General features: G+C 73.4%; 16 protein-coding genes. 10 read left to right on the forward strand and 6 right to left on the reverse strand.

Annotation, left to right across the window (positions count from 1 at the left end):
* Positions 1–32: 32 nt before the first annotated feature.
* A complete protein-coding gene (locus ACFCZN_RS02195; protein ID WP_430555668.1) occupies positions 33–1,286 on the forward strand; it encodes an NYN domain-containing protein in 1,254 nt (417 codons plus the stop codon).
* An 18-nt stretch (positions 1,287–1,304) separates the two neighbouring features.
* Here ACFCZN_RS02195 and ACFCZN_RS02200 read toward each other — a convergent pair whose 3' ends face one another.
* Complete coding sequence (locus ACFCZN_RS02200) at positions 1,305–2,147, reverse strand: alpha/beta fold hydrolase (RefSeq protein WP_429762717.1); 843 nt, start codon at positions 2,145–2,147, stop codon at positions 1,305–1,307.
* A gap of 110 nt (positions 2,148–2,257) precedes the next feature.
* Here ACFCZN_RS02200 and ACFCZN_RS02205 point away from each other — a divergent pair, with 110 nt between their 5' ends.
* The 7 genes from ACFCZN_RS02205 to ACFCZN_RS02235 all read left to right on the forward strand — a co-directional run bounded on the left by ACFCZN_RS02205 (position 2,258) and on the right by ACFCZN_RS02235 (position 7,282).
* On the forward strand, positions 2,258–2,827 hold the full coding sequence (locus ACFCZN_RS02205; RefSeq protein WP_430555669.1) for a TetR/AcrR family transcriptional regulator: 570 nt from the start codon (positions 2,258–2,260) through the stop codon (positions 2,825–2,827).
* Between the two features lie 59 nt (positions 2,828–2,886).
* Positions 2,887–3,534: a lysophospholipid acyltransferase family protein gene (locus tag ACFCZN_RS02210; protein ID WP_429762715.1), complete on the forward strand. Its 648-nt coding sequence runs from the start codon at positions 2,887–2,889 to the stop codon at positions 3,532–3,534.
* A complete protein-coding gene (locus tag ACFCZN_RS02215) occupies positions 3,531–4,226 on the forward strand; it encodes a ubiquinone/menaquinone biosynthesis methyltransferase (protein WP_429762714.1) in 696 nt (231 codons plus the stop codon). Before ACFCZN_RS02210 ends, ACFCZN_RS02215 begins: the two co-directional genes overlap by 4 nt.
* 25 nt (positions 4,227–4,251) lie before the next feature.
* Entirely contained in the window at positions 4,252–4,737 is a 486-nt protein-coding gene (locus tag ACFCZN_RS02220; protein ID WP_430555670.1) for a DUF3054 domain-containing protein, read from the forward strand.
* 115 nt (positions 4,738–4,852) lie between these two features.
* Entirely contained in the window at positions 4,853–6,151 is a 1,299-nt protein-coding gene (locus ACFCZN_RS02225) for a sensor histidine kinase (protein WP_430555671.1), read from the forward strand.
* Positions 6,152–6,158: 7 nt separating this feature from the next.
* Positions 6,159–6,527 (forward strand): hypothetical protein, encoded by a 369-nt coding sequence (locus ACFCZN_RS02230; protein ID WP_430555672.1) that lies wholly within the window; start codon positions 6,159–6,161, stop codon positions 6,525–6,527.
* 65 nt (positions 6,528–6,592) lie between these two features.
* On the forward strand, positions 6,593–7,282 hold the full coding sequence (locus ACFCZN_RS02235) for a response regulator (RefSeq protein ID WP_430555673.1): 690 nt from the start codon (positions 6,593–6,595) through the stop codon (positions 7,280–7,282).
* Here the strand turns inward: ACFCZN_RS02235 and ACFCZN_RS02240 are convergent.
* From ACFCZN_RS02240 to ACFCZN_RS02260, 5 genes are all read right to left on the reverse strand, one after another.
* Positions 7,246–7,755: a VanZ family protein gene (locus tag ACFCZN_RS02240; protein WP_430555674.1), complete on the reverse strand. Its 510-nt coding sequence runs from the start codon at positions 7,753–7,755 to the stop codon at positions 7,246–7,248. The genes ACFCZN_RS02235 and ACFCZN_RS02240 overlap by 37 nt on opposite strands.
* Positions 7,756–7,821: 66 nt before the next feature.
* The gene (locus ACFCZN_RS02245; RefSeq protein WP_430555675.1) at positions 7,822–8,880 is read right to left on the reverse strand and encodes an App1 family protein; all 1,059 of its coding nucleotides are present in this window, start codon (positions 8,878–8,880) and stop codon (positions 7,822–7,824) included.
* A gap of 16 nt (positions 8,881–8,896) precedes the next feature.
* A complete protein-coding gene (locus ACFCZN_RS02250) occupies positions 8,897–9,832 on the reverse strand; it encodes a carbohydrate ABC transporter permease (protein ID WP_430555676.1) in 936 nt (311 codons plus the stop codon).
* 1 nt (position 9,833) lies between these two features.
* Entirely contained in the window at positions 9,834–10,796 is a 963-nt protein-coding gene (locus tag ACFCZN_RS02255; RefSeq protein ID WP_430555677.1) for a carbohydrate ABC transporter permease, read from the reverse strand.
* 16 nt (positions 10,797–10,812) lie between these two features.
* The gene (locus ACFCZN_RS02260; protein WP_430555678.1) at positions 10,813–12,237 is read right to left on the reverse strand and encodes an extracellular solute-binding protein; all 1,425 of its coding nucleotides are present in this window, start codon (positions 12,235–12,237) and stop codon (positions 10,813–10,815) included.
* A gap of 126 nt (positions 12,238–12,363) precedes the next feature.
* Between ACFCZN_RS02260 and ACFCZN_RS02265 the strand changes: the two genes are divergently transcribed.
* A complete protein-coding gene (locus ACFCZN_RS02265) occupies positions 12,364–13,488 on the forward strand; it encodes a LacI family DNA-binding transcriptional regulator (protein WP_430555679.1) in 1,125 nt (374 codons plus the stop codon).
* A 103-nt stretch (positions 13,489–13,591) separates the two neighbouring features.
* A complete protein-coding gene (locus tag ACFCZN_RS02270) occupies positions 13,592–15,460 on the forward strand; it encodes a glycoside hydrolase family 2 protein (RefSeq protein ID WP_430555680.1) in 1,869 nt (622 codons plus the stop codon).
* The last annotated feature ends 137 nt before the right edge of the window (positions 15,461–15,597 follow it).

Consider the following 15,597-nt stretch of genomic DNA (forward strand, 5'->3'; position numbering starts at 1 on the left):
GGCGGAGCACGCGACGCCGTAGCCTGACGTGCATGGACACCGAAGAGCGCCTCGCCGTCTTCCTCGACTACGAGAACCTGGCGCTCGGCGCCCGCGACCACCTGGGCGGCATGCAGTTCGACTTCAAGCCCATCGCGGACGCCCTCGCGGTGCGCGGCCGCGTCGTGGTGCGCCGCGCGTACGCGGACTGGTCGTACTTCGACGAGGACCGGCGGATGCTGACCCGCCACCAGGTCGAGCTCATCGAGATGACGCAGCGCATGGGCGCGTCCCGCAAGAACGCCGCCGACATCAAGATGGTGGTCGACGCGATCGAGATGGCGTTCGAGCGCGAGTACATCACCACGTTCGTCATGTGCACGGGCGACTCCGACTTCTCCCCCCTCGTCCACAAGCTGCGCGAGCTCGACAAGAAGGTCATCGGCGTCGGCGTGGAGAACTCCACGTCCCGCCTGCTGCCCCCCGCGTGCGACGAGTTCCTCTTCTACGACCGGCTCGAGGGCGTCGACGTGCCCGACGAGTCCGAGGCGTCCGCGCCCAAGCGGTCCGGGCGCGGCGGCAAGGGGACCGGCCGGTCCGGCGGCGGCCGCGGGGGCCGGGCCAAGACCCCCGCCCCGGTCGAGTCCCCGGCGGAGGCCGCGGAGACCCCCGCTCCCGCCGAGGAGCCCGCGCCCGCGACGTCCGGCGCGACGTCGGGGACCCGCCGTCGCAGGAAGGCGCCCGCGGCCGAGGCCGCCGTCGAGCCCGCGGCCGAGCCCGTCGAGTCCGTGGTCGAGACGGACCTCGAGCAGGAGGACGCGGCGCCCGCGGGCGAGGACGCGACGATGGAGGTCCGGGTGGCGCAGACGCTCGCCGACCTGCAGGCCTCCACCAGCGGCTCCGTCACGGCGTCGATGCTCAAGCGCACGCTGGTGCGCAAGGACCCCACGTTCAGCGAGTCGGACTACGGCTTCCGCACGTTCGGCGAGTTCCTGCGCTTCCTGGCCGACCGCGACTTCGTCGTGCTGTCGGACGGCCCGTCGGCCGGCGACCCGGAGGTGGCGCTGCCCGCGCAGCAGGACACCGAGGGCGCGTTCGACCTGCTGCGCCAGGTGGTGCGCGACGCCGGCGGGAGCGCGCCGCTGTCCGGGCTGAAGAACGAGGTGCGCAAGCGCCGCCCCGACTTCTCGGAGAAGGCGCTCGGCTACCGCGGGTTCCTGCAGTTCGCGAAGGGCGCCGCGGCCGCCGGCGCCGTCGCCCTCGCGTGGGACGACGACGCCGACGACTACCTGCTCACCGCGAGCTGAGCGCTCGCGGGGTCGTGCTCAGCGCTGGACGAACGCGAGCAGCGCCGCGTTGACCTCGTCCGCGTGCGTCCACAGCAGGCCGTGGGGCGCGCCCTCGACCTCGACGTACTCGGCGTCGGGCACGGCGGCGTGGAAGCGCCGGCCCGAGGCGTCGATCGGCAGGATGTTGTCCTTCGTGCCGTGCAGGATCAGCGTGGGCAGGCCCGCGGCGCGGACCGCCTCGACGTCGGGCCGGAAGTCCTCGATCCACGTGGGGACGACGGCGTACGCGGCGACGGGCGCCGAGCCCACGGCGGTGCTCCAGTTCGCCCGCACGACCTCCTCGGAGATCCGCGTGCCGAGGTTCTCGTCGAGGTTGTAGAAGTCCTTGTAGAACTGGGTGAACCAGGCGTAGCGGTCACCGCGGGCCGCGTCGACGATGCCGTCGAAGACGGACTGCGGCACGCCCTCGGGGTTGTCGTCGCGCTGCACGAGGAACGGCTCGAGCGAGGCGAGGAACGCGAGCTTGGCGACTCGCTCGTGGCCGTGGTTGCGCACGTACCGGGCGAGCTCGCCGGTGCCCATCGAGAAGCCGACGAGGATGACGTCTCGCAGGTCGAGCGTCGTCAGGACGGTGTCGAGGTCCTTCGCGAACGTGTCGTAGTCGTACCCCGAGCCGACCTTGCTGGACGCGCCGAACCCGCGGCGGTCGTAGGTGATCACGCGGTACCCGGCGGCGAGGAGCTCGCGGGTCTGCAGCTCCCAGCTGTGCCCGTCGAGCGGGTACCCGTGCACGAGGACGACCGGCTGCCCGGAGCCCTGGTCCTCGTAGTAGAGCTCGACGTCCGTGCTGTTCTCCTGCCCGACGGTGATGTAGCCCATGGTGGTGCCCCTTCCGAAGGAGGGGAGAACGATCGTTCTCCCGCTGTTCGCTACAGTAGAGAACGATGGTTCTCCCCGCAAGGGGAGGGGCGGCGACGGGAGGGTGAACGATGGTCGACGAGAAGGCGGCGCGCGACGCGGTGGTCGCGGCCGCCGACCGGCTGTTCTACGCGCGCGGCGTGCAGGCCGTGGGCATGGACGCCGTGCGCGCCGAGGCCGGGGTGTCGCTCAAGCGGATCTACGGGCTCTTCCAGTCCAAGGAGGACCTGGTGGTCGCCGTCCTCGCGCTGCGGACCAGGCAGTGGACGGAGGGCGTGGCGCGCGCGGCCGCCGGCGCGGCCACGCCGCGCGACCGGATCCTCAGCGTCTTCGACTTCCTCGACGCGTGGTTCCGGGAGGACGGGTTCCGGGGGTGCGCGTTCATCAACTCGTTCGGCGAGCTCGGCGCGACGTCGCCCCGCATCGCGGAGGCCGTGCGCCGGCACAAGGAGGACTTCCGGGCGCACGTGCTGGGCCTCGTGCGCGAGGCCGGCCTGCCCGACGCCGTCGCCCTGCAGGTCGTGCTGCTCGCCGAGGGCGCGCAGACCACCGCCGCCATCACGCACGACGCCGACGTCGCGCGCGAGGCGCGCCGCGCCGCCGCGTCGCTCCTCGCCGCCGAGGCGGCGCGAACGCCCTGATCACACGCCCGCGGGGTGGCCTCGGCGGGGGCCGACGGAGCAGGGGGCACAATGGTGCGGTGACCTATCGGTTCCTGCGCCTCGTCCTGTCGCTCCTGGTGTACGTGCTCCTGCGCCCCCAGGTGACAGGACTGCACAACATCCCGCGGCGCGGCCCGGTGATCCTCGCGAGCAACCACCTGTCGTTCATCGACTCGATCATCATCCCGCTCGTCGTGCCCCGGCACGTCACGTTCATCGCCAAGGCGGAGTACTGGACGGGCCGCGGCCTCAAGGGCCGGGTCTCGCGCTGGTTCTTCACCACGATGGGTCACATCCCGGTCGACCGCGAGGACCCGCGCGCCGGGCAGCGGTCGCTCGACGACGCGCTCGTCGTGCTCAAGCGCGGCGGCGCCTTCGGCATCTACCCCGAGGGCACCCGCTCCCGCGACGGCAAGCTGCACCAGGGGCACACGGGCGTCGCCTGGCTGGCGCTCGCGGGCTCGGCGCCCGTCGTCCCCGTGGCCCTGCGCGGCACCGACAAGGTGCAGCCCGTCGGCAAGCGGCTCCCCCGCCCGACGCGCGGCATCCAGGTGCACTTCGGCGCCCCGATCGACCCGTCGCGCCAGCTCACCGCCGGTGCGCGCCCGGCCCAGGTGCGTCGTGAGCTGACCGACCACGTGATGTCCTCCATCCACAAGATGAGCGGCCAGGAGCTCGCCGCGTGACCTCGCCCTCGCCGCACGGCGAGGAGGTGCAGCGCCTCTTCGACACGGTCCCCGGCTACTACGACCGGATGAACCGCCTCATGACGCTGGGGCGGCACGCGGCCTGGTGCCGCGACGTCGCACGCCGGGCGCAGCTGCCCGCCGGCGGCTCGCTGCTCGACATCGCGACCGGCACCGGCGTCATCGCCCTCGAGGCGGCCCGCCAGTACCCCGGCGCGACGATCCACGGCGTCGACTTCTCCGAGGGGATGCTGGAGGGCGCCCGCGCCAAGCCCGGCGCCGACGCCGTGACCTGGCAGTTCGCCGACGCCAACGCCCTGCCCTACGACGACGCGTCGTTCGACGCCGTCACGCACGGCTACCTGCTGCGCAACGTCGAGGACGCCGAGCGCGTGCTTGCCGAGCAGCTGCGGGTGCTCCGGCCCGGCGGCCGTCTCGCGCTGCTGGAGACCTGCCCGCCGCGCGGCCTGCTGAAGTACCCGGTGGCGCTCGGGGTGAAGGTCGTGATCCCGCTGCTCGGGCAGCTCGTGGCCCGCGACAAGAAGTCGTACACCTACCTCGAGGAGACCACCCTCGGGTTCATGTCCCCCGAGCAGGTCGCGTCGATCCTCTGGCGCCTCGGGTTCGACGACGTCACCTGGCGTCGCCGCTTCCTCGGCACCCACATGATCGTGAGCGCCCGCAAGCCGTAGCGACGTCGCGCGGTACCGTCGAAGGATGCGCTCCGCGCCCGACGGTGACGGCCGTCGCTCAGCACGACCGCCTGGAGCCCGGGCGGTGCGCCGTGCGCGCACCGGGACGATCGCACTCGCAGCATTCGCCGACGCCGTCTGCGTGCTGGGGCTCGCGGTGGTCGGCGTCGCGGGTCCTGCTCCCCGCGCAGATCCCGTGGGCCCGCTGTCGGCGACATGGCCGTTCCTCGTCGCCGCGGCGGTCGGATGGTGCGCGTCTCGCGCCTGGCGGTCCCCGTGGCGCCTCTGGCCGACGGGCGTCGTGGTCTGGGGATGCACCTGGGCGGTCGGTGTCGTCCTTCGGGTCCTGGCCGAGCGCGGCGTGTTCCCCACGTTCCAGATCGTGTCGTTCGGGTTTCTCGCCGTGACGATGCTCGGTTGGCGCGGCGTCGTCGCAGTCGTCCGGATCCTGCGCCCCAGCCGTCCGCGGGTCATCGTCCAGATGGACGATCACGACGGACCGACCCGCTGAGCGACGAGCACGGGACGCCGGCCTCGACGTGCCTGCCGTGCGAGCGTGGCAGGGGCGTCGTGCCTCCCCCGGCCGGGGGAGGCGCAGGGCAGGGCCGGTGGGCAGACTGGCGGGCATGACGGCGACGACGGGGAGCGGACGGCGCACGCTGCGCTGGGCGCTCACGCCGCTGACCAGCGCGTCCACGGTGCGGGCGGGCGTGTACCTCGTCATCGGCGGCGTGCTGGCGGGTGCGTACTTCGCGCTCGCCGCGGGGTTCGTGCAGATGTTCGCCGACCCGGCGACGCCGCGGGTCGCCGTCGGCGTGCTGGCGCTGGTCACCGCGGTCATCGTCGGCTCGCCGCCCTTCCTCGCGCCCGTGCGGGCGCTCGAGATCGCCGCCGTGCGGACGTTCCTCGACGTCGACGCGCGCACCCTGCCCGACCCGGTCGGGGCGCCCACCGTCGCGACGCGCTGGCGGGGTGCCGCCTGGTTCGCGCTGCACCTCGTGCTCGGCGCGCTCGTCACCGTGGGGCTGCTGGTCGCGGTGCCGCTCGCGACGCAGCTGGTGCTGTCCGCGTTCGGCGTCGACCGGGCGTTCCTCGTGCAGAGGGGACCCGCGCTCGCCAGCAACCCCGTCGGCTGGCTGGTGCTCGCCCTGCTCGCGCTCGTCGCGCTCCCGTACGGCACGGCGCTCGCGCGACGCCTGCTGCGGCAGTCGGCCGAGCCGCTGCTCGGCCCGGACCAGACGGCGCGGATCGCGGAGCTCGAGGCGCGTGCGGACCGGCTCGCCGAGCGCGGCCGCCTCGCCCGCGAGCTGCACGACTCCGTGGGGCACGCCCTGACGGTCACCACGCTCCAGGCGGCGGCCGCCGCGCGCCAGGTGGAGTCGGACCCGGACGCCGCCCGGCGGTCGCTCGCCGCGATCGAGGAGGCCGGCCGGTCGGCGATGGCGGACCTCGACCACGTGCTCGGCCTGCTGCGCGCGGGCGACGACGCGTCGTCCGGCGCCGCGCGGCGCGCCCCCGCCCGGTCGCTGGACGACCTGCCCGCCCTCGTCGACGACGCCCGGCACGCCGGCGCGGACGTGCGGCTCGACGTCGACGACGGGGCGTCGGGCGCGCTGCCCCGCGCGACGTCGCACGAGGCCTACCGCGTGGTGCAGGAGGCGCTGACCAACGCCGTCCGGCACGCCCCCGGTCACCCGGTCGCGGTGCGCGTCGCCGTCGGCGAGCGTGACCTGGAGGTCGAGGTGACGAACCCGGTCGAGCCGCCGGGGACCCCGGGCGCCGCCGACGGCGGCGGACGCGGGCTCGCCGGCATGGCCGAGCGTGTCCGGCTGCTGCGCGGCGACCTCGACGCCGGGCCGCACGACGGCCGCTGGGTGGTGCGGGCGCGATTTCCGGTCGACCGGGAACGCGGTGCCTCGGGATGATCGCGCGATGGACGAGCTCTTCGGTGGGGACTGCGCGGCCTGCGGCCACCCGTGGTCGTGGCACCCGGTCGCCCTGGCCGGCCTGCGCGGATGCGTCCTCTGCGCCGAGGAGGAGGACCACGACCAGCGGGACGACATCTGCGCCCTCTGGCCGCCGGACGCCGGGCTTCCCGCCGTCGAGGTCGTCCGCGTCGCGATCCGCCGCGGGCGTCGGGGGCGGGGTCGGCTGACCTTCGTCCTCCCCGACGGTGGTACCTGGGCGGTCGCGCGCCGTGGACGCTGGAAGGTGCCCGACGACGTCGAAGAGGTCGAGCACGAGCTGGCGACCACGACGCTCGGCGGCTTCTGGGAACGGCACTACCTCGGGTTCCGCTGATCCGAGCGGCGGGGACCCGGGTCTCGACGGGCTCGACCGCCGGTCCGTACGGCAGGATCGACGGCGTGACCGTGCCTCCCGACACCGCCGTCGTCCGTGTCGTCCTCGTCGACGACGAGCCGCTGGTGCGCGCGGGCCTGCGCGTGATCCTCGACGCGGAGCCCGGCCTGGAGGTCGTGGGGGAGGCGGGCGACGGGTCCGAGGTGCCGCAGGTGGTGACCCAGGCCCGGCCCGACGTCGTGCTCATGGACGTGCGGATGCCGACGGTGGACGGGATCGCGGCCACGCGCGCCGTCGTCGCGTCGGGGCGGACGGGCGCCCCGGCGCCGCGCGTGCTGGTGCTGACCACGTTCGAGAACGACGACCACGTGCTCGACGCGCTGCACTCCGGAGCCCAGGGCTTCCTGCTCAAGCGGGCCCGCCCGGAGGAGGTGGTGCACGCGGTGCGCGTCGTGGCCCAGGGGGACTCGCTGCTGTTCCCGGACGCCGTCCGGCGCCTCGTCGCCGCGCACGGCCCGGGCGGCTCGGCCGGGGACGCCCTCCGGTCGGCCGGCCTCACCGAGCGCGAGAGCGAGGTGCTCCGCCTCGTCGCCGCCGGCCTGTCGAACGCGGAGATCGCCGGCGAGCTGTTCCTCGGGGTCGAGACGGTGCGCACGCACGTGGGCAACGTGCTCGCCAAGCTCAACGTGCGCGACCGCACCCAGGCCGTCGTGCGTGCCTACGAGTCGGGGTTCGTGCCGATCGGGCGGGCCTGAGCCCGGCGCCGCCACCGGCGCAGCGCGACCGAGGCGAGAAGGGCGCCCGCTGCGGCCCCGATCGTGTTCGACAGCCAGTCGTTCGTGTCGCAGGACCGGCCGATCGCGGGCACGAGCGCCTGGACGACCTCGATCGCCGCGGACGTGGCCGACCCCGCGAGCAGCGCGAGCACCGGCCGGCGGAGCGCGACGGCCGCCAGGTAGACGGGCGGGACGAACAGGACGACGTTCGCCATCAGCTCGACCCGGCCCGGCGTCGGCAGCGCCCAGCCCACGGTGCACCGCGCGAACAGCTCCCGGTCGACCGGTGCCAGCGTCAGCAGGGCGACCGGCACGAGGGACACCGCGGCCAGGACGGCGGCCAGCCGTGGCCGGCCTGTGAGCCACGGGCCGGCGAGCCATCCCACGACCGCCAGGACGACCAGCGCCACGGGGGACAGCCACGGGTGGGCGACGAGGACGGTCGAGATCACGGGCCCCAGTCTCCCTGCGTCCGAGTCGCCCGCGGTGCCGCCTCCAGGAGCACCCGGCGAGGTGCCTCAGCGGAGGACGTCGGCCAGGCGGTCGCCGAGCTCCGTGCCGTCGGCACCGTGCACCAGTGGCGCGTCGGGGTCCGGGCGCCCGCGGGAGGGCCGCGGGCGGGCGCGCTCGACCTGCCGGATGGCGATCGCGGCGACCCGCCCGGGCCAGCGCGCCGTCGCGCGCACGTACACGTCCTCGTCGAGCTGGCCGGCGTCGCCGACGAGCAGCCAGCGCACCCGCGGGAAGGAGACCATGAGCCGGTCGAGGCTGTCGCCCTTGTGCTGCGGGCCGCTGCGGAACCAGCCCGTCTGCGTCGGCCCCCAGTCGGTGAGCAGCAGCGGGCCGGGCGGGAAGCCGTGCCGGTCGAGGAACCCGGCCAGCGTGTCGGCGGTGTTCCACGCGCCGTTGGAGAGATAGACGAACGGCGCGCCCGGGTGGTCCGCGGCGATCCGCCGGTACAGCTCGGGCATCCCCGGCACGGGGCGGCGGGCGCTCGGGCGGCGGACGAAGGTGTTCCATGCGGCGAGGAAGGGGCGGGGGACCGCGGTGATCATCGTCGTGTCGTCGATGTCGCTCACGACGCCGAACGTCGTGGCGTCGCCCGCGACGTCCACGGCGGCGGCGGCAGACGTGCCCGCCGTGCGGACGGCCGTGAGCGTCGCCTCGTGCCGCCCGGGCGACAGGAGCGCGTCGTCCGGCAGCGTCACCTCGACGTCCACGTACCCGGCCCGGTCGGTCGTCACGTCGACGGACACGCCGCCCAGCGTGACGCGCACCGCCTCCCGAGGGGCCGGCAGCGTCAGATAGGCCCACGCGCCGCGGCGTTGGGCGTGCCGCAGCGCCGCCAGGGGCCCCGAGGCGTGCGACGGCGGCACCAGCAGCACGCGGGCCAGCACGCGGACCCGCCGCGGCGAGCCGTACCCGGTGAAGGGGACCAGGCGCGGCACCCAGCCGCGACGGCGCAGGAACGCCCCCGCCACGGTGCACCACCAGTCCTCGACCACGGCGGCGACGTGCGGTCGCTGCGTCGGCCTGTCGACGGGGTGCTGCGTGGCGGGGGCGTGCGCGTCGGGCATGTCCCGATCGTCCCTGCTACTGGCCTCCCATGCCTGTCGTCGCCACGCCCTGCACGATGCGGCGCTGGAAGAGCATGAACACGACGAGCAGCGGCAGGGCGGCGATCATCGCCGACGCCATGTTCTGCGCGTACTGGACGCCGTAGGCGTTCTTCACGGTCGACAGCCCCACCGGCAGGGTCATGAACTGCGGGTCGGTCGTGACGATGAACGGCCACAGGAAGTTGTTCCACGCGCCGATGAACACGAAGATCGCGACGGCCACGAGGATCGACTTCGACAGCGGCAGCACGATCGTCCAGAACAACCGCCACGTGCCGGCCCCGTCGATGCGGGCGGCGTCGAGCAGCTCTGCGGGGATGGCGTCGAAGAACCGCTTGAGGATGAACACCATCACCGGCGCCACGATCTGCGGCAGCACGATCCCGGCGAAGGTGTCGACCAGGCCCATCGCCTGCATCTGCTTGAAGAGCGGCACGATGAGGATCTGGCCGGGCATCATGATGGACGCGACGGTGAGGAACTGCAGCAGGCCACGGCCCTTGAAGAGCGTCTGCGAGAAGGCGAACGCCGCCATCGCGGAGATCAGCACCGTCAGCGCCGTCACCAGGAGGGCGACGACCAGGCTGTTCCACATCCAGCCCAGCAGCTCGCTGTTGCCGAGCACCTGGCGGTAGGCGTCGAGCGTCCAGCCCTGGCTGGGCCACCACGACGCGGGCAGGGCGGCCTCGGCCTCGTGCTTGAAGCTGGTGACGGCGCCCCACGCGAGCGGGAGCAGCCACAGCAGCGCCATGACGACGAGGGCGGCGAGCGCGGCGGCCCGCACCCACGGGGACGGCCCGATCGTCAGCTTGGTGAGGGTGCGGTTCTCGGCCCGGGCCTGCTGCCGGGCCGACCGGCGTGCGGCGACCAGCGTGGCGACGGAACCCGGGGCGGACTCGGTGACGGCCACGTCAGGCCTCCTTCTTCGTCGGCAGGAGCCGGACCAGCGTGAACACGAGGATCAGGGCGAAGAACACGTACGAGATGGCCGACGCGTACCCGAGGCGGTAGTTGGTGAAGCCCGTGTCGTAGACGTACTCGAGGATCGGGCGCGTGCTGCCGTTGGGGCCGCCGCCGGTGAGCAGGTAGATCTGGTCGAACACCTTCAGGGACGCGAGCAGCTGCAGCACCACGATGACGCCGGTGATGCTCTTCATCTGCGGCAGGGTGATGGAGAACAGCCGCCGCCAGCCGCCGGCGCCGTCGATGGTCGCGGCCTCGTACTGCTGCTGCGGGATGCCCTGCAGCGCGGCCAGGTAGAGCAGGAAGTTGAACCCGACGGTCCACCACACGGTGACGAGCGCGATGGAGAACATCGCGACGTTCTCGTCGGTCAGCCAGCCGATCGGCCCCAGACCGAGCTTCGCGAGCCCCACGTCGAGCAGGCCGATCTCGGGCTGGAAGAGCCAGCTCGCGAGGGACGACACGACGGCGCTGGTCAGCAGGAACGGCGCGAAGAACGACAGCCGCCACACCCACTGGCCGGGCAGCCCGGTGTGCACCAGCACCGCCATGACGAGCGCCACCAGGATGAGCGGCACGGTGCTGAGGAGCGTGAACCAGACGGTGTGCCACAGCGTGGTCCACACCTGCGGGTCGCTGAAGGCCTCGACGTAGTTGTCGAAGCCGATGAAGGAGCTCGCCGTGGCGGTGAGGCTCTGGTCGGTGAAGCTCATCCACAGGCCGTAGATCGTCGGCCACAGCAGGAAGAGCCCCGTCGCCACCGCGAACGGGGCGACGAACAGGTATCCGGAACGGTCCTGCGCGCGGAGCGAGTGGTTCACGGCGCGGGTCCCCGTGCGGGGGCGGGTGCCCGTGGAGCGCCGGGAGGGGCGCGCGACGGGGGCGCTGAGTGACGTGCTCGAGGCGGTCATCGTCGTCCTCTCTCGGTCAGGCGGCAGGGTCGGGCTGCGACAGGAGACGGTTCATCTCGCTGAGCATCCGGTCGACGGCGGTCTTGGGGGTGGCCTTGCTCGAGAGGGTGTCCATCATCGAGTCGCCGATGCGGGTCTGGAAGTCGCTGCCGCCGCCGGCGAACCAGACGTCCGGGTCGAAGACGGCGATCTCCGCGGCCTTCGCGTAGTCGCTCTGCGGCACCAGGGCCTGGTACTCGGGCATCTGGACGATCGGCTGGTACGCGGGGATGTGGCCCGCCTGCGCCCACGTCATGCTCTCTCGCAGGAGGTCGGCCAGGACGCGGTAGGTGGCCTGGCGGGCCTCGGGGTCGGGCGTGGCCTGCCGCGGCAGCACGAACGAGTGGGAGTCGGCGTAGTTGGCCGGCTGGTCGAAGATCGTGGGGAACGGCGCGCCCCCGAGGTTGTCCCCCAGGGCGTCGCGGAACATCGGCAGGTCCCACTCGCCGTCGAAGACCAGCCCGGTGCGCTTCGACATGAACCGCCCCGTCGCGGCGCCGCCGTCCTGGTTCGGCGCGGCGACCTCGCCGTCGAGCATCTCCTGGAGGAACTCGAAGACCCCCTCGGCCTTGGCGGTGTCGAGCTCGGCCGCCTTGCCCGGGGTGAGGTCGTACCCGCCCCCGGTCTGGCTGTACAGCCCCCAGAACACGCGCCAGCAGCCGGCCGGGTCGCGCAGGTAGCCCCACGACATCCCGGTCTCGCCCGTGACCTCCGCCAGGTCGCGGCCGGCGTCGAGGAACGCGTCGGCGCCGACCAGCGGGCGGAGCTTGCCGTCCGCGTCCGCGAGGCCCGCCTGCCGGACCATCTCCGGGTTGTAGAAGTTGATGTACGGGTGCGTGTCCAGCGGCAGCGCGTAGAGCTGGCCGTCGAACTGCGCCTTCTCCCACACCGCGGCGGGGAAGTCCTCCCGCGTGATGCCGAGCTCGGCGAGCGCGTCGAGGTCGAACGGCTCCAGCAGGCCGCCGGGCGCGTACCCGGCGAGCCGGGACAGGTGCATCACCGCGGCCTCCGGCGGGCGTCCGCCGGACGAGGCCATCGCGAGCTTCGTGTAGTACGGGGGGCCCCACGCCAGCGTCGTCGAGTCGACGTCCAGGTCGGGGTTGCCGGCGCGCACCGCGCCGACCATCTCCTGCATGAGACCGCCGTCGCCGCCCGAGAACAGGTCCCAGATCATCACCGACGTCCGGCCGCTGCCGGACGCGGTCGGCGTGGCGCAGCCGGACAGCGCGCCGCCGAGCGCGACGCCGCCGGCGCCGACGAGGGCCGCCTGGAGCAGGCCGCGCCTGCTCAGCCCGACGTCGTCCACCGTGCCGCTCGAACCCGACCGACGGGGGAACCGGCCCTGGGCGCGGCTGGGCCACGGCCCTGACAGACCCCCGGACGTACGCAGCTTGGTCTTCATCGACCCTCCTGAGTGCAACGTTGCGCTCCAACGTGGGACCACGATGGACTAGGTGGCGCGGACCGTCAAGAGGTCCGCTGACACGGTGGCGACGGCGCCCCGCGTCGGGCGAGAGAGGGTCGGTGGATGGCAGCACAGGACGAGCGGGGCGCGACGTCGGAGCCCGGGGCGACGGTGTCCTCGGGCACGTCAGGGCGCTCCCGGGCGGGCCGCGGCTCGGGCAGGGTCGGGATCAAGGACGTGGCGGCGGCCGTCGGCGTCTCCTGGAAGACGGTCTCGAACGTCGTCAACGGCACCGGCCGGGTCGGCGAGGAGACGCGGGCCAAGGTCGAGGCGATGATCGTCGAGCTCGGGTACCGGCCGAACCTCGCGGGCCGGCAGCTGCGGCAGGGGCGCACGAACACGCTCGCGCTCGCGGTCCCGTGGGCCCACTCGCCGTACTTCTCGCTCCTGGCGCACATCGTCATCGAGGTGGCAGGCGCCCGCGGCTACCGGGTGCTCATCGAGGAGACGCGCACCGACCGGGACACCGAGCTCCAGGTGGCGCGCGGGTTCCGGGTCCAGGCGATCGACGGGATCATCTTCTCGTCGCTGGCCCTCGGCCCGGCGGAGATCGCCGAGGTGCGCGGCGAGACGCCGATGGTGCTGCTCGGCGAGCGCGACGACCCTGGTCACGACCGCCGCTGGCGCACCGACCACGTGAGCATCGACAACGTCCGGGCCGCGCGGGAGGTCACCGAGCACCTGCTCGCGACGGGCAGGAACCGCCTCGCCTTCGTCGGGGCGGAGTCCGTGGCGGACCGCTCGGGCACCCCGCGGCTCCAGGGTTTCCGCGAGGCGCACGCGGCGCGGGGCCTGGAGGTGGACCCGCGATGGGTCGTGCCCGTCACGGAGTTCTCGCGCCCGGCCGGCCTGGCGGCCCTCGAGGCGGTGCTGCCCCGGATCGACCAGGTGGACGGCCTCGTGTGCGCCAACGACGAGCTGGCGCTGGGCGCGCTCTACGCGCTCCGGCTCAACGGGGTGCGGGTGCCCGAGGACGTGGCCGTCACGGGCTGGGACAACACCGAGGACGGCCGGTACTCGAACCCGTCGCTGACCACGGTCGCGCCGGACCTGCAGGCCATCGCCGAGACCGCCGTCGACCGGGTGATCGCGCAGGTGGAGGGGGCTGCGGGCGGCGACGACGAACGGGACGTCGACGTCGTCGTGGCCCACCGGCTCCTGGTACGGGAGAGCAGCCGGGAGGCCTGACGCCCGGCCGAATTTCGGACCAACATCTGATTCAACGTTGCATTTTGAGAGCCGCTTCGGTTGAATCAGCGCGGAACTGTCGTCCATGCAACGGAGCACCACGATGTCCGTCCTCGATCGTCTCGACCCCCCGTCCGCCCCGGGCGGCACCTCCGTGCCACGCCCCGAGTACCCGCGCCCGCAGGTGGTGCGGGACCGGTGGCTGAATCTCAACGGGGAATGGGGGTTCGAGATCGACCCCGGCGACTCCGGGCTGGAGCGCGGGCTGCGCGAACGACCCCTGACCGGCACGATCACCGTCCCGTTCGCCCCGGAGTCGGAGCTCTCCGGCGTCGAGAACACCGACTTCCTCGAGGCGGTCTGGTACCGCCGCGAGGTGACCGTCCCCGCCGAGTGGTCCGCCGTCGCCGGCGACGACACGCACGTGCTGCTGCACTTCGGCGCCGTCGACCACGACGCCACGGTGTGGGTGGACGGCACCGAGGTGGCCCGCCACCGCGGCGGCTTCACGCCGTTCACGGCGGACCTGCACGGCGTCGCCGTGCCGGGCGACACGGTGACGGTCGTCGTGCGCGCCCGCGACCACCGCGGCATCCCGCAAGCGCGCGGCAAGCAGTCCGGCCTGTACGCCAACAAGGACTGCCACTACACGCGCACCACGGGCATCTGGCAGACGGTGTGGATGGAGCCGGTGCCGGGCGCCAGCCTGCGCCGCCCGCGCATCACGCCCGACCTCGCCGCCCGTGCCCTCGACGTGCGCGTGCCGCTCACGCAGAACCGCCGCGGCCACCATGTGGTCGTGACGGTCACCGACGCGGACGGCGTCGTCGCCACCGAGACCACGCGCGCGGACCTGGACCTCGCGCCCTCGGTGCGCGTCGTGATCCCCGCGGGCCGGGTGCGGCCCTGGTCCACGCAGGACCCGCACCTGTACGGCGTCGAGGTCGAGCTGCACGACGCCGCGGGCGACGTCGTCGACGCCGTCCGCTCGTACGCGGGCCTGCGGTCCGTGGCCATCGAGGGCAAGGCGATCCGCATCAACGGCGAGCCCGTGTTCCAGCGCCTCGTGCTCGACCAGGGCTACTGGCCCGAGTCGCTCATGACCGCGCCCAGCGACGCCGCCCTGCTGCGCGACGTCGAGCTCGGCCTCGAGGCCGGCTTCAACGGCGCGCGCCTGCACCAGAAGGTGTTCGAGGAGCGCTACCTGTACCACGCCGACCGGCTCGGCTACCTCGTGTGGGGCGAGTTCGGTGACTGGGGCTCCGGCGACTTCGGCCGCAAGGACGACCACCAGAAGCCGACGACGTCGTACGTCGGGGAGTGGCTGGAGGCCCTGGAACGGGACTTCTCCCACCCGTCGATCATCGGCTGGTGCCCGCTGAACGAGACCCACCAGCTGCTGCACGACCGGATCACGCAGCTCGACGACGTCACGCGCGCGATGTTCCTGGCGACCAAGCTCGCGGACCCGTCGCGGCCTGTGCTCGACGCCAGCGGCTACTCGCACCGCGTGCTCGAGACCGACGTCTGGGACTCCCACCACTACGAGCAGGAGCCCGAGGCGTTCGCGCGCGACATGGCGGGGCTGAAGACCGGCCAGCCGTACGCGAACGACTACCCCGAGGGCCCGATCTCCTTGCCCTACAAGGGGCAGCCGTATTTCTGCAGCGAGTACGGCGGCATCTGGTGGAACCCGGAGGAGGCGGCCGCGGCCGCGGGCGACGACCGCAGCGAGTCGTGGGGGTACGGCCAGCGCGTGGCGGACGAGGAAGAGTTCCATGTGCGCTTCGCCGGCCTGACGGACGCCCTGCTCGACGACCCGCTGATGTTCGGCTACTGCTACACCCAGCTCACCGACGTGTTCCAGGAGCAGAACGGCATCTACCGGTTCGACCGGTCCGAGAAGCTCGACGTCGACCGGGTCCGTGCCGTCCAGGTGCGCCCCGCCGCCTTCGAGAAGGACGCCGACTGAGCACGGGCGCACGGCGCTGAGAAGTCGCACCGAGCCGGGGGGGGGGGGGGGGGGGGGGCGGGGGGGGGGGGGGGGGGGGGGGGGGGGGGGGGGGGAACGGCCCTTAAGTTCTCCCCTCCCCCCCTTTTCTCCCGGGT

The organism is Isoptericola sp. NPDC056134 (assembly GCF_042264825.1).
Classification (GTDB): Bacteria; Actinomycetota; Actinomycetes; order Actinomycetales; family Cellulomonadaceae; genus Isoptericola; species Isoptericola nanjingensis.